This window comes from Teredinibacter waterburyi (genome assembly GCF_001922985.1).
In the GTDB taxonomy this organism is placed as follows: domain Bacteria; phylum Pseudomonadota; class Gammaproteobacteria; order Pseudomonadales; family Cellvibrionaceae; genus Teredinibacter; species Teredinibacter waterburyi.
Genome location: NZ_MRUH01000010.1, coordinates 82,008 through 96,648 on the forward strand (window position 1 = coordinate 82,008; position 14,641 = coordinate 96,648).

Annotated in this window: 11 protein-coding genes; 6 read left to right on the forward strand and 5 right to left on the reverse strand. The window is 45.7% G+C overall.

Annotation, left to right across the window (positions count from 1 at the left end; all coding sequences use genetic code 11):
- Positions 1-50 precede the first annotated feature (50 nt).
- Together IDZ20_RS01230 and IDZ20_RS01235 are read left to right on the forward strand one after the other, a co-directional pair.
- The gene (locus IDZ20_RS01230) at positions 51-794 is read left to right on the forward strand and encodes a hypothetical protein (RefSeq protein WP_188149608.1); all 744 of its coding nucleotides are present in this window, start codon (positions 51-53) and stop codon (positions 792-794) included.
- A gap of 20 nt (positions 795-814) precedes the next feature.
- Positions 815-1,750, forward strand: coding sequence for a hypothetical protein (locus tag IDZ20_RS01235; protein ID WP_188149609.1), 936 nt, complete (start codon positions 815-817; stop codon positions 1,748-1,750).
- A 176-nt stretch (positions 1,751-1,926) separates the two neighbouring features.
- On the opposite strand, the gene IDZ20_RS01240 is transcribed toward IDZ20_RS01235, so the two are convergent.
- The 5 genes from IDZ20_RS01240 to IDZ20_RS01260 form a co-directional block, all read right to left on the reverse strand.
- Positions 1,927-2,448, reverse strand: coding sequence for a hypothetical protein (locus IDZ20_RS01240; protein ID WP_188149610.1), 522 nt, complete (start codon positions 2,446-2,448; stop codon positions 1,927-1,929).
- 138 nt (positions 2,449-2,586) lie between these two features.
- Complete coding sequence (locus IDZ20_RS01245; protein WP_188149611.1) at positions 2,587-3,267, reverse strand: hypothetical protein; 681 nt, start codon at positions 3,265-3,267, stop codon at positions 2,587-2,589.
- 293 nt (positions 3,268-3,560) lie between these two features.
- Positions 3,561-4,499: a DMT family transporter gene (locus IDZ20_RS01250; protein WP_188149612.1), complete on the reverse strand. Its 939-nt coding sequence runs from the start codon at positions 4,497-4,499 to the stop codon at positions 3,561-3,563.
- On the reverse strand, positions 4,489-5,139 hold the full coding sequence (locus IDZ20_RS01255) for a nitroreductase family protein (RefSeq protein ID WP_188149613.1): 651 nt from the start codon (positions 5,137-5,139) through the stop codon (positions 4,489-4,491). Before IDZ20_RS01255 ends, IDZ20_RS01250 begins: the two co-directional genes overlap by 11 nt.
- Entirely contained in the window at positions 5,123-5,890 is a 768-nt protein-coding gene (locus tag IDZ20_RS01260; RefSeq protein WP_188149614.1) for a DUF4386 domain-containing protein, read from the reverse strand. The genes IDZ20_RS01255 and IDZ20_RS01260 overlap by 17 nt, the downstream gene beginning before the upstream one ends.
- A gap of 134 nt (positions 5,891-6,024) precedes the next feature.
- On the opposite strand from IDZ20_RS01260, the gene IDZ20_RS01265 reads away from it, so the two are divergent.
- From IDZ20_RS01265 to IDZ20_RS01280, 4 genes are all read left to right on the forward strand, one after another.
- Positions 6,025-6,933, forward strand: coding sequence for a LysR family transcriptional regulator (locus IDZ20_RS01265; RefSeq protein WP_188149615.1), 909 nt, complete (start codon positions 6,025-6,027; stop codon positions 6,931-6,933).
- 408 nt (positions 6,934-7,341) lie between these two features.
- A complete protein-coding gene (locus IDZ20_RS01270; protein ID WP_188149616.1) occupies positions 7,342-9,681 on the forward strand; it encodes a cellulose-binding domain-containing protein in 2,340 nt (779 codons plus the stop codon).
- Between the two features lie 710 nt (positions 9,682-10,391).
- A complete protein-coding gene (locus IDZ20_RS01275) occupies positions 10,392-11,222 on the forward strand; it encodes a sulfotransferase family protein (protein WP_188149617.1) in 831 nt (276 codons plus the stop codon).
- A gap of 42 nt (positions 11,223-11,264) precedes the next feature.
- Positions 11,265-14,641, forward strand: a 3,377-nt coding sequence (locus tag IDZ20_RS01280) for a DUF4347 domain-containing protein (protein ID WP_188149618.1), incomplete at its 3' end; no start/stop codon positions are given.

Here is a 14,641-nt window from a genome sequence, read left to right on the forward strand (position 1 = left end):
AAACTCAGTCTGTTTCTGATTGGAGTATTTAACTTAAAGGGCATTTCATTGTGATCAAAGCTATCAAACTATCATTTCTAGCACTCATTATTCTTGTTACAGGTTGCGCAGGCAATATTCAACAACCTGTTGCATTCAATTATTCTACAATTGAGCAAGGGGCTAAAGTTGGTGTTGTAGTGGGCCCTATTCCCACACCGACCATGACTTATCCTGGTGCGAGCTGTTTACTTTGCCTCGCTACAGCAGCCACGGCTAACGCCAGCTTGTCGGCATATGCTAAAACTCTCGATGCTTCCGATCTAAGCCTTGTACGTGATGACGTCGTCGCGTCTTTGCAATCTCAGGGTTTTGATGCGAACGTAATAGAAGAATACGAGGATGAGTCCAAACTCCCTAAAATTAAGTCAGAGATCGTTAATAGCGCCAAGCGTGACTACTCGATCTACCGAACAAAAAATAATGTGGACTACCTGGTTGTTGTTAACTTTAATTATGCTGGTTTAACGCGTAACTATGCGAGCTATATTGCCAAAGGTGCCCCTGAGGCAAAAGTTCTAGGCTTGGTAAGAATGATTGATCTAAATACTAATATGTACACGATTTATCAGCCGGTAGTCGCAGCGAAAATGTCAGAAGGCGAATGGAAAGAACCACCAGAGTACCCCGGCATGACAAATGCTTATTATCAAGCTATAGAAGCCGCTAAAGACCAAGTTAAAGATTCTGTAGTTGCGGTTACTGAGGCTGCCGATACGGGGATCTCGCCGACAAGTGCAGATGCCGTAGAATAGCGGCTTTGCGTGATGCAGCGATGAAAATAATAATTGCTTTTACCGCGTTATTTTTGGCTTCTTGTGGGGCTTCTACTTCTACAAAAGATGCTAGTGATCGACTTACAGCCCCGTCTATTGAAGAGGTGACGATCCCTTCAATAGACGAATTGGCTAGTCTCGAAATAGTATTTGCCGACTCAGAGTTAATTCCTACGATGGGGGCTATAGCAACTGATCCAAACAGCCCTAACTATGGTTCCGTAATGTATCCTGCCTATAGCGGAGCGAGTTTTTTAGCCGCTATTTTAGTGCACGCTATTGTCCAAGGTAGTGTAACGGCGAAAGAAAATGAACGTCGGCGAACGGCTGCGGATCTGGTTCTTGAAAAATATCCATTGCTGAGCGACGGATATATTGTGGAAGGCTTAGAGTTAAGTGATGAAAAGGTATCGGTTAATGATCATGATATTTCGCTCATCAAATCTGAGTTAAGCGACCCAAATCAAGTTGCCGGTCCGCTATACGCGGCGGTATACCCAGTTTTGATTATGTCGCAATCTGAAGAAAGTTTGATACTCCAGAATGAAGTACGGGTTTATTCGGTGTTGCAGACAGAAACGCCACTGCAAACGGCTACAGTGGAGATTGTTCGCTCGCAAAAGTGCAAAGAGATTAGCGCATTTGAGTGTTGGGCACGAAATGACAGCGAAAACTTAAAATCTGCGATACAGGGAATGTTTTTAGAGAGTATTCAACTAGCTTTGGCTATTGAATCAATTCAAGCAACCGCAGACGCAGCGACCTCGGAAACAGTTCGGTACCTGGAAGATGGACATAAAAAAGTAGAGCGCGGCCAAGTGTTAGAGCAAAGCTGTAATCACTTACGCTTTATGACGCTGCGTGGAGTTATAAAATCCGTACCTTTGTTGGAGGATACTTGTCAGCTGTCTGTTCAGGATAGCACTACAAGTTAAATGGATTACGGCGGTAGCAGAAGTGTCTGCTTCAGGACCATTACTTAGCCTTTTCGTTGTGCTTATCGCTACGTGTATTGATCGTACGCTACTAAGCAGGCAATGTGTTTTAGGTAAGGCGATGAGGGGAGTGACTTTCTCCCCTCATCGCTGTTGTACTTGTCTTTGAGGCCTAACTACTGACTGGCGCAATACACCAGATGTCCTTCACCGCCATTATAGGGCAATACATTAATGCCACATTCTGGCGAACAGTAAGCTGATGCGCTCGCGGCGACACTAGACACATTAGACGGCGCTGCCGAGCCGTAAAAATACCCCGCCTTGCCAGAAAGTTGGCAAGTCGTTGGTGGAGGGCTAGCCCAGACGTCTTCGTGCAATATGGAAATATTGTTGCAATTAGTGCCGCTTTTGGTTGCCGTTGAATTGTTGGTTAGCCCCATATAGCAAGAGTAGTTACCGCCGATATCTTGAATACTTTTATAGGCAAGTGTTTCAGAAATTCCATTACAACTTAGTGTTGAATAGCTAACGCTTCCCATATAGCCGTTAGCATATACTGGGTATTGATAAATGATATTCCAGTTGCATTGACTGTGAGTAGTATTTTTTGTCGCTACAACAATATCGGCAGAGAACGCGACGGCACTAACCGCTAACAAAGTAATACTACATAAAAATAACAAAAACCTTTTCATGGTATCTCCTAAGTTTTATTAAATTTTGGTTAAACTTTTATGAACGCCTATTTGGTGTTTCTACTGCCGTCCTTGGTAGAACACTATGGTCGGCGAATTCCTAGTGTCCTTTTTCCGTAAAGCTATTGGTGATTAAAATTATCCGGAGCTAGGGAATTCATCGAGTAGATAAATTACCAATTGATCTTCATCAGAATTGGCATCAACAAAGAGATGCTGTGGCACTGTGGATGAGTTGGTCTGGATCAGTGAAAAAATATCGTCTTGAATAGATGCTGCGTGATTGCGTGTTCTTGATTGGAAGGTAATACGGCATTTTCGATCGCGACATTCCACATAGAGCGGAGGTTCTATGCTTTCCTTTCCGTTAAACATTTCGTAGATCGCGTTTTCTTGCTCTATTGTCTGATCACCGTCGTTCTCTCCCGATAAAAATGCCAACTGAACGGTAGCTAATACGTCTTCAGCCGACTTTCCGGAAATGTTCTTGGTGAGCACTTCGTAGACGTCAAGAGCAGCCCTTTGCTCGTTTAATTTAGCCGAGTCGGGAGTCGTAGAAGCCATATCGGCCGTTGCTTGGTTATGATTGGAAGCGGTCAGATTTTCATTCGGACTTAACAAGGCGTTAGCGAGAGTAGGCTTTGGGTGTCGAGCCTTTTGGGTTGCTGTGTTCGCATATGAATTTAAATTATCAGGCTCGGTACGGGTAATCCCGTTACTCGTTGGGACGGATAGGTTGTTGTCTTTATGCAGTAAAAATTGCTGTACGCCAATCACGCTAAATAGGCCGATCAATAACCCAAAGATAAACGTCTTCATACTTGTTCCCTCCCTACAAAGATAACGATCAGAACAGTCCTGTATATGACTGGGTCTGCGCTAAATCTAAGCGTTGGCAAGGCCTAGTGCGTTCGCCTCGTTAAGATCGAACGAAAAAGTGTATTGTTTTGGCGTGGAGTTTAGGGTTTTGGCAGAAGCGTTTGCGTAAGCTTGGCGCAGGTTAGCCAGCTGCTATGAAACGCTATATGACTTTATCTAAAGCTAAAGGGCCGCAGGTTTTAGGCGGGACTTATTTCGCGAATGCTATGATGATTTTGTGTACAAAACCATAGTTAGGTTTTGTTTTGGCTTGCAGAGATTGTTATCGCGAGGCCTACAAATATAGTTGTAGTACTTAACCAACTAAAGAGTGGGTAACGCTCAGCTAAAAAAAGCGTTGCAATGACCATGCTTGTACCTGCCGCCACATACCCGATTTGACTAATCATTACTGGACCACCGATGCGCTGCAGTCTAAATACCAACGGCGCAGTTAGTCCGCCAAGGATTAACTGCCCTAGGCTTAGATCGCTGACTAAGCTGGTCCAGAAGCTTCCTTTGTCGGCAAAGGGTAGCCATTGATAGAGTAAGGTGAGAGCTAAATACGTTATTGATGAAGCAATATGGCTCCAAAATGCCAATAGTTCAGGTGGCGAATTTTCGGGCCAGTCCAGTGTGCGGTATAAGTTCCCAAAGGCCAATAGAATGGGAATACTAAAGGCTAAAGCGAGCCATATAAACTGCCCTGAGGGTGAAATCGCACCTTTAGAAATGCTAATCCCAACAGCACCGCATAAACCTATAGCTACACCCAGCGATTTTCTAGCGCTGAGTCGCTCAACCCCACATATTCGTGCAAATAAAAGTGTAAATAGCGGCGAGAGAGAAAATAGAATCCCACTAAAGGCTGCGCCAACTTCTGGGACAACGGTAAACACCAAGATACTTGGCCCAGCAAATGTTATTGGTCCAGAAATAACAGCATATCTAAACTCGTGATAACTAAACCAGCGAAGCCCTCGATTGGACATTAGCACCATAAATAATGCGATACTCGCGCCAATCGAATTTAACATTACCCATAGCGGTGCAGGCATAGGTGATTGTGTGGCGAGTTTTGCTAACGGAAAGCCCAGTCCAACAAGAACCCCGCTAGCGATGAGTAACAAAGCGGAGTTGCAGGCCATGCGTTGTATGGCGGTTGCTTTGGTCGCTAATTGGTTAGCTTTCATTGTTCACCTCAACAGGCTTGAGCGAGCGAAACACACCATTAAAAATCAATTGCTCTAGTGGTAGTCGAGTGCTCGGCTGCTCACGCTCCTTTAAACTTTTCGGCAGAATGTCGGGCGAAGCCATCTGGCCTACTGCGATCCCAATCTCGATTTTAAAACGCTCTGGTATGTTTAACGCGGCGGCAATTTTTTGATGTAGTATTCCACCCATAGCATGCGCTTGATAACCAAGACTTTGGGCCTGAAGTGCTAACTGCATCCAGGCGGCACCCGCATCAAAACTATGAGAGGGGAATGGCTTTGGTGGATTCCTGTTCGGAACTTGGGTGTCTGACACTAAAAATATTAAAGCGCCGCTGCGCTTTGCCCATTCTGCGTTGAACGGATCAAGTAGTGACAAAAATAAATTCCAATTATCGTCGTCACGTATTGAATAGATAAAACGCCACGGCTGAACATTATACGCGGAAGGTGCCCAGCGAGCGGCTTCAAACAGGGTCATTAAATCTTTTTTGGGGAGTGCTGAGTTATCGTAAGCTCGCGGTGACCAGCGGCGAAGAAACTGCGCGTCCACTGGTAGTTGACTTGTTCTGATATTATCACTTTTGGTGAGTGTTGTAGTTTCATTTTTGGTAATCATCTTTGTCTCCTTGCTTGTTTCGGATTGTCGATAATAGACACGCGCAGAACGCAGCTTCTGCGACAAATGGGATTAAATACAAACTACTCGTACTTTCGGCGAGGTTAGGCTCTATAAATCGAGAAATGCTACCAAACATATAGACTGCAGCAGCAAGCCAAAGACCATAGCTGATAACACTGGAAAACCATTTGGTTTTTAAAATAGCCATGCCAAGAAATAAATTAGATAGAGAGAAAAATATCAAGGCGAAATCATAGCCGTAGCTGTACATGGAAAAGTTTAGTTCAACTTTCCCAGCGATTTGCGGCTTAGACATAACCGTTGCTAGTGAGCTATCAAGAAGTAGCGCCGGTGAGTAATATTCGAGCACGTTGATGCATAGAATAAACGCTTGGCAAAGGCGGAACACGAGTGAGAGTGTCGCCAAGATTGGCGAGTAGGGCGTCAATAGATAGTAGAGTAAAACCGCAAGTGTAATATCACATAACACCATTAAGGTATTTAACACAAAGATTAATTTAAATAGGCCGATATTGGTTTGGATATTTTCTAGGGTAAGCAGTGAGCTTGTTGTATCCACTAACAAAGTTCGAATTAAAAGTTCTCCGCATGCCCCAGATAAGATGATGGCTAAATAGAGCATTCCCGCAAGCAACGACAAGTTGACGGTGCCGGCACGAGTCGTTGGGGGTAGATAGTTGTTAGCGGGTAATGCTCTGTTTGTAGCTTGTTGGGTTGCACTTGCCACGGCTAGCTCCTTAGTATTCTTCGCGATTTGAGTCGTTTTCAAATATGTTCGCATCTTATAGAAGTACGTATGGTTGATAATCGTGGCGGATGGAATAAGATTGTTCGCAAAACCGAACAAATGAGGGCGATTAGATGCTTGAAGAGATAAAAGTATTTGTTGCGGTAGTGAACGCGGGTAGTTTTACCTTGGCGGCAGCTACACTGGAGACTTCTCGATCGTTGATTAGTAAAAAAATGACGGAGCTAGAAGCCCGCCTGAGAGTTCAACTTTTAAACCGTACAACTCGTCGCTTGAGCTTAACCGAAGCCGGAGAGCAGTTTTTTAAACGCTGTAGCCTTAGCTTGAACGATATCGATCAGGCCGTGGACGAGGTGCTTTCACTCAGCGGTGAGCCGCGAGGGCGTCTCTATGTGAATTTGCCTATGTCGTTTGGAATACTACATATCGCCCCGCTTGTAGGGGAGTTTGTAAAGCGTTACCCGAGCATTCAATTAGATTTAAATTTCGACGATAGAAAAATAGAAATGATTGAGCCAGGGTTTGATTTATCTATTCGTATCGCAGATCTAAAGGATTCATCACTTGCCGCGAAGCGCCTCGGTCCATGCCATCATGTGGTGGTAGCATCACCGGCATATATTAAGCAATATGGCTGCCCGTCGTCCCCCGACGCCATGGGAGTGCCGCCACACCGTGTGGCCAGCTATCGCTTCCAAGCCTCTCCGGTGGAATGGCATTTTAAAGATGCTAAAAATAACAGCACTAGGGTAAAGGTTGCGCCGAGTATTATTGCTAACAACAGTTTAGCTATTCGAGAGATTGTACTTTCGGGTACGGCAGTCGCTCGGATGCCAACGTTTGTCGTCGGCGCAGATCTAGCGGCGGGCAGGCTCGTGAATCTCTTTCCCGGCTTAAAAACCTCGAGTATATCTATCTATGCGGTATTCCCTACACGAGAAAACCTACCGAATAAAACGCGTGTGTTTATCGATTTTCTAGCAGAAAAAATACAGCTCATACCCTGGTGGGATGATTTTTAATATTAAGTAGTTACAGCTGATTCTTGCGCTAAATAGCGGAAGGGGGTGACACTCTTCCGCATCACCTTTCGGAAAATTAATTTTAAAAAGTATAACTTGCCACAACGGCGGTATCGCTTCTATTTTAATGTTGTCGCTTGCGCCATAGTAGCCCGCCTTCCAAACCTTATCGACTAATTGTGACCTGTCGCCATTATTCTACGGGCTAACATGTCAGACTAAGTTTAGTGTAAGCCTTGGTCCTAGTGTCCCGCGCTGTATCGGCTGAAACATTAATGTCATTATTTTAATTATCTAATTAATTTTATTTTAAATCGCATTAGTTGAAACATAAAAATAAACGCTATTCAAATAATGTAGAGCATCGCTCTGCGTACCTCACGATACATCAATTTCAAGGAGAGTCTGATGGAAAACGCTCGAAATAAATTTAGACGTGCGCTCATTACGGCGTCGCATATTGTCCTATTAGGGCTTGGTAGTTTAACGTCAACCGCACAGGCAGTTGAATCTGATTACTGTCATGTAGATTACGATATTGTGAACGATTGGGGCTCTGGCTTTCAGGCGAACCTAACCGTAACCAACAAAACAGCAGAGCCCATTTCTGGCTATGAACTTGTTTGGAATAGTAGTCAAACAATCAGTTCTGGGTGGAACGCAACCTTTACAAGTGACGGTACAACCAATACTGCTGCCAACGTTGCCAGCTATTGGAATGGTACAATTTCAGCCTACGACGGACGCGTAAGCTTTGGCTTTAATGGCGTCCGTAGCGGTTCTTCTACAACAACCGTTTCAGGGTTTGCGCTAAACGGTAATCTCTGTAGCTCGAATGTCCCAGACTCGTCATCGTCATCGTCATCGTCATCGTCATCGTCATCGTCATCGTCATCGAGTTCAAGCTCAAGTACGTCGTCGACGAGTTCGACATCTTCCAGTTCAACTTCGTCTACAAGTTCCAGTTCATCTACTAGCTCTAGTTCCTCTAGTACATCTAGTTCCTCCAGCGGATCTAGCTCGGGTGGCGTCGACTGCACAGATGTGAATGTCTACCCTAACTGGACGGCTGCGGACTGGGCTGGCGGAACGCCTAACCACGCCAATAGCGGTGATCGCATGGTCTATATGGCCGCTCTCTATCAAGCTAAGTGGTACACCCGATCTGTACCTGGTAGCGATTACTCGTGGAGTCTTGTCGGTAGTTGTGGTGGAACCAGTAGCAGCTCCAGCTCTTCATCAAGTACCAGTAGCAGTGCCTCCAGTACCAGCAGCAGTACTTCGAGTACAAGCGCTAGCTCTAGCAGTAGTTCTTCTTCCAGTTCTAGTGCGAGCTCGACCGGTTCAAGCAGCAGTGGTACGCCTAGTACAAGCAGTGGTTCATCTAGTTCAGGTGGCGGTGCGGCTAGCTCGTCCAGTTCAGGTGGTAGCTCAAGTAGCTCAAGCAGTTCTACTTCTACCAGTTCTAGTAGCACGTCTAGCTCAAGTAGCAGCGGCCAACCGCAGGCTGGCTTACTAACGGCGGGTGATTACGATGATCTATTGAACCCAACGCTCTACGCTGAATACGTGAGCGACTATTTGCAAAGTCACGATGTAACCTCAATGCCATTCCTTAATATTAACGAGGCCATTACCGTTACAGTTGTGGATAGCGAAGGCACTGCATTTCATCACGCGAAAGTAGTTATCAGCGAGAACGATACAACCTTGTTTACCCTCTACACCGTAGCCAATGGGCAAACAGTACTTTATCCGTCAATCGATGAGCTGCCAGATGTTTTTGACATCACCGCATCAAATGCTGCAGATGATGTATTGATTTCCGAAACCGTAGAACTAGCCAATCTTGGTGAAGCGCGATCTGTAGAATTAACACTGCCAATGCTGTCGCCAGGGCCGGTCGACAAATTGGATCTATTGCTCGTGATTGACACTACCGGAAGCATGCGAGACGAATTGCAGTATCTACAGGCCGAGTTAACCAGCATTCTATCGTCAGTATCTTCAGAAAATACTGGGGTAGATATTAGGGTAGGCTTGATTGTGTATCGCGATATCGGCGATACCTATGTAACGCGATCTTTTGCGCTAACAGATGATATTGAAGCGATTCAGGATGATTTGAATGCACAGGTTGCAACTGGCGGCGGCGATTATCCCGAAGCGATGGACCAAGCTCTCGAACTCGCAATGTTAGATTATGATTGGCGTGCAGATGCTGTTAAAACGCTGCTTTTAGTAGCTGATGCTCCACCTCATGACGAAAATATTATGGTGACATGGGACTGGGCATTGATGGCGCGGGAAAATCAAATACACATTGCGCCTGTGGCGGCCAGTGGTGTTAAAGATGTAGCGGAATTTTTGATGCGTGGTACTGCAGCGCTAACTCAGAGTCGCTATATGTTTTTAACGGATGATTCCGGTGTGGGTGGTTCACACCAAGAGCCTAGTATTATCTGTTACGTTGTTACGCGATTGGATAACCTCGTTCACCGAGTAATATCAAGTCTCGTAAAAGGCGAGCGAGTAGAGCCCGCCGAAAGCGATATCATACGCACAGTGGGTAATTACAATGCAGGCGTCTGCGAGGCGCCAATAGTCGACCCGATTCCTGAACCAACCTCAGAGCCAACCTCAGAGCCAACGCCAGAACCAACATTAGAACCAACGGTAGAGCCCAGTTTGGAGCCCACTGTTGAACCTAGCGTAGTACCGTCCGGTGAACCTATCGGTGGCGTATAGTTAGCATTTTAAGTTGAAACTGTTTGGGTAAGTTCCCAAGCTGAAAAATAGAAAGGGCTCTTATTAAGAGCCCTTTTTTATTGAAACAATACTAATAGTTGATGGATGTTTAGATAATTGTTGAGGTGTATAACCTAAGTTTGTTGTGTTTTTGCGGCTGCGCAATACAACACCCTAATGCTATTGAAGATAGTGCTAGCAGGGTTAGAGTGGAGCCAATTTGGCAAGGATTGTCGATGGCGTTTTTCTACGCGGAGTGGGGGCGGGACGTTCCAAACATCTAGAATAACCTTTTGTTTTGAGCTGCGTGATTTTCGCACAAATTTTTGTGTTTAATTGCTTGTGGTCTTAATTAGCGGATAGTGGCCGATTGTATAACGATTAGTGCAATTTTACACAACGCCTCATTGCAGGCTTAAGCTGGGATGTATCCTGCTATGGCCCTTAAGGCGTATTCACGTGAAGTATTTAGCTTTTATTGGCCCCAAAATGGGCGGCCTTTTTAGTTTCGAATAATAGTTGCTAACCCTTCAATGCGGTCTATATTTATTGAGTCGCAGACTTTTCCGTAGAGGCTAGTCTCGGCTGCAGAACCCATTCGTTGATGGTGTGCTTGGGTGGTTGTAGTCGTCCGCAATACTGTCTGTATTGCAAGTTTGGCATATCCGTCACCATAAAAATCTATATATCGTTTAGTTAGGAATTACCTCTTGTTTAAAACCCATTTTATTTCCGGCCTGCCGCGTTCGGGCTCTACGTTACTTGCGGGTCTATTACGTCAAAACCCTTCATTTCACGCGGGTATGAGTAGCCCTGTTAGTTCGCTTATGAATGGTTGCTTAGAGCAAATGGGTGCGGGTAGCGAGTTCTACACCTTTTTTAATACCGAAAAACGCAAAGCGATTTGTAGCGCGGTATTTAACGCCTACTACCAAGAGCAAATCGATAGTAACAAAACTGTCATTTTTGATACCAGCCGAGCGTGGTCATCACGCTTACATCAACTGGTTGAATTATTTGATGATTTTAAAGTGGTGTGTTGTGTGCGGAACCCCGCATGGATTATGGATAGCTTTGAAAGTATTTATCGAAAAAACCCCTTTGATTACAGCCGTATGTATTCGCCGCAAACAAGGCAAACTGTGTACTCACGTTGCGACTTGCTAGCTAGTCATGCCGGTGTGTTTGGCAGTGCTTGGACAGCACTTAAAGAGGCGTTTTATGGGGAGTATTCAGACCGATTGTTACTTGTTGATTACGATTTGCTAACACAGTTTCCCGCGCGAACAATGGAACTGTTGTATCAATTTGTTGAGGAGCCAGTATTCGATCACGATTTTAATAATGTCGAGTACGAGGCCAGTGAGTTTGACGGTCAGGTAGGTGTGAAAGGGTTGCATACGGTAAGAAAGCAAGTCTCTTTCAGTCCTAGGCGCAGTATTTTACCTCCCGAACTTTTTAAAAAATATAGCGAAATGGCTTTTTGGCAAGACTCAGCGGGTACGTCCGCAAGTTGCATTGTAACCAAGAGTGATTGTTAAGCTAGTACATAGAGTTATGTAAATTTTATCTAAGGATTTTGTATGAATAATCACGTGTTGAATGGCCTTGCCTCAGCTATGTTTTCGCTAGGCGTATTGAGTGCGCCAGTGTTGGCGTCTACCTGTGGCGCATATACCCGAACTTATTCAAGACAAAATCAGCAAGGTAAGGTAGGGCAAGGTGATTTGAGTATGGTAGGAACCCATGAGACTGCGGGCACTTCTGCGATCACGGTAGACTCCATGAGGCATGAGATGGCGGGTGTGGAAGCGCTTACCTTGGTTCGCCCTTATGTATCGAGTGAAAATCGTGACGATTTATTATTGCAAAGCTCTAATAACCAAGCTCTTTCTTCTGTCGAATTGAAAAAATATAGTGCTATTCGAGAGCTGGTGATTATTGATGAGGCAGTAGAAGATAAAAGTACATTTTACAAAGATTTGAAACCCGGTGTTGAGGCGCACGAAATTAAATCCGGAGAAGATGGTTTAGTACAGTTACAGAATATTTTACAAAATTACACTTTGCTGCAAGCGCTTCATATTGTTACTCATGCATCTGATGGCGAAATTGTTTTAGGCAGTACCCAGGTGACAGAGGCTTTACTCCGAAGCGAAATTAATACCTTGTCCAGTATTGATGCTGCGCTTAACAATGGGGCGGATATCTTTTTCTATGGTTGTAGTCTGGCCAAATCTGAAGCCGGTGAAGAATTACTTGAACTCATATCGCGAGAAGCGCATGTGGATGTGGCCGCGTCAAATGATTTAACGGGCAGTGCGCATTTATCTGGCGATTGGGATTTAGAAATCAAAAAAGGTAATGTTGATAGTTCGCATGTGTTTAGCGAAATTGCGTTATTAGATTATTCTCACGTGTTAGCCTTCAACGGGACAATAAATTTTTCTACAGTCATTGTGGCCGGTAGTTATACTGGGGACGCTAGCTCAGTAAATGCTCAGGTAGGAGGTGCTGGTGGCTATACGTTAGTTATTGACGGGGCAGATTTTAGTACCGGTGCGTCTTTTGGTCGTGCATATTCAAGCTATGGTGAGAGTCAGATTACGCTAGAGTTTAGTGGTGGGGAAACGTTTACTCCAGGTTCTCTCTACGTTTATAACGTGAGCGGTTTAACGGATACGTTTATCGTTACCTCTGATGTAGGCGGGTATGTTTCAAGTGGCCCGTTAAGTGATATTTCAGGAGCTACGTTAAACCTATCAAGCTTTGGAACTGGTGTTTCAAAAGTCTATATTAGTGTTCAGGATGGTTCCGGCTACGTCAGTATGGATGATTTTGTAGTGTCAGATGTTGGCGCAGTAGTCGCAGACAGTGATGGCACGCTCACGGCCGCAGGCGGCGTATTTGAACCCGTCGGGTTAGGTACAACCGTGGATAGCGTCGGCGAAGCGGTAAATGTGTTCGATTTTACCTTAACAGATGTTGGCAGTGCCGATGGCAATGCTATGACTGTTTCTCAGGTAATAGTGAATGTGTCTGGCACATCCACTGACACACAAAGGGCGGGCGTAACGTGGCGGCTAAATGGCAGCGATGCAACAAACGTTACCGGTGTATATAACAGCGGCTCAAATACGATTACCTTTTCTGGCCTGTCTATTTCCGTGGCTGATGGTACAAGCGAGATTTATACCGTTAATGCTTTTTACAACGACAACACGGGTATAACCGAAGACGCCACTTTTATTTTAAGTGTTGATGGCGATACAGACCTTACGGTTGGTGGCTCCGGCACTCAAATGGCAGCTACTAGTCCTGTTACCAATGGTGCGGGCGGCACCTTTGATGTGGTCGCAACAGCGTTGGCATTTACCACTCAGCCTGCTGGATCTGTATCTGGCAGTGCATTAAGTACGCAGCCTGTAATCACGGCGCAAGATGCGTTCGGCAACACAGATGTGGATTTCACCGAAACCATTACATTAACCGAGGCGAGTGCGGGCAGCTTAACGGGGAATAGCGTAGCTGCTGTTACCGGTGTGGCCACGTTTACAGCTGTTAACTACACCGCCACTACAGATCAGCAGAGCTTTACATTGACTGCAAATGATCAGGATGGCGTGAGCACAGACCTTGCAACGGTTGATGCGAATTCTGTAACTTCAGATGTAGTCGCAACCACGTTGGTATTTGATACCCAGCCAGCACCTTTGTCTGTAAACAGCGGTGAAGCTACAAGTTTCTCCGTGGTACCGGTAGTGTCTGCTCGTGATGGGAATAATATTGTCGACACCGGTTACAGCACCGGCATTAACCTAGCCGAGGTCAACGGGGCTGGCTCGGCTAGCATGTCGGCCACGGGCGATACCGATGGCAGCGGTGCCACAGTCACACTCACACCGAGTTCCGGTGTGTCCACCTTCACCGGTATGCAAATCACCTATACCGCCTCTGGCAGCAGTAGTGAAAACTTTAATCTGCAAGCTACCTCGGGCGGATTAAGCGCGGCGAATAGTAGCCAGTTAACAGGTGTGGTTCCCGATAGCGACGGAACTCTGGTAGCGGCAGGAGGTGTAGATGAACCTATTAGTTTGAGCTATAGCATAGATACCGTGGGTGAGGCGGTCGACCTGTTCGATTTCACCTTAGGGGATACCGGTACCAGCGACGGCCTAGCCATGAACGTATCGCAAGTTGTTCTAAACGTAAGCGGAACGTCTACCGATGCAGAAAGGGCAAAAGTTACTTGGCGATTAAATGGTAACGACGCATCGAATGTGGTGGGCACCTATAACGCAAGCGCCAATACTATGACCTTTTCTGGGCTGAGTATTTCAATAACCGATGGCGGTAGCGAAACCTACACTGTGAACGGTTACTACAACGATAACACCGGTTTAACACATGGCAATACCATCATACTAAGCGTGGATGGCGATACCGATGTGACGATCGGAAATGGAACACAAATGGGTGCGACTAGCGCTATCAATAACGGTACCGGTACGGTTATTAGCGATGACCAGAGCCCTACCGTTACATCTGTTTCCGCGCCAGGCAATGCCACTTACAAAACGAATGACAGCTTAGACTTTACGGTCAATTTTGATGAAGATATTACTGTAAATACTGGCGGCGGCACGCCAAGGCTAACGCTTACGGTCGGTGCTACTACCCGCTATGCAAGCTATATGTCGGGTTCGGGAACGTCGGCTTTAGTATTTCGTCATACCGTACAAAGTGGTGATGAGGATACGGACGGAATTTCTGTTTCGAGCGCTGTGGATACGAATTTGGGTACATTGCGCGATGCCGCAGGTAACGATGTTAATAGCACATTAAATTCTGTTGGCAGTCTAGCCAGTGTATTAGTTGATGCAGTGGCACCAACTGTAGCGGAAGTTGCCGCCGTGGTGACGCCTGGCAATGACTCAACGCCGAACGTTACGATTTCGAC

Coding starts and splice junctions, on each gene's coding strand:
- IDZ20_RS01235 (WP_188149609.1), top strand. CDS start 815: ATGAAAATAATAATTGCTTTTACCGCGTTATTTTTGGCTTCTTGTGGG.
- IDZ20_RS01245 (WP_188149611.1), bottom strand. CDS start 3,267: ATGAAGACGTTTATCTTTGGGTTATTGATCGGCCTATTTAGCGTGATT.
- IDZ20_RS01240 (WP_188149610.1), bottom strand. CDS start 2,448: ATGAAAAGGTTTTTGTTATTTTTATGTAGTATTACTTTGTTAGCGGTT.
- IDZ20_RS01250 (WP_188149612.1), bottom strand. CDS start 4,499: ATGAAAGCTAACCAATTAGCGACCAAAGCAACCGCCATACAACGCATG.
- IDZ20_RS01270 (WP_188149616.1), top strand. CDS start 7,342: ATGGAAAACGCTCGAAATAAATTTAGACGTGCGCTCATTACGGCGTCG.
- IDZ20_RS01265 (WP_188149615.1), top strand. CDS start 6,025: ATGCTTGAAGAGATAAAAGTATTTGTTGCGGTAGTGAACGCGGGTAGT.
- IDZ20_RS01255 (WP_188149613.1), bottom strand. CDS start 5,139: ATGATTACCAAAAATGAAACTACAACACTCACCAAAAGTGATAATATC.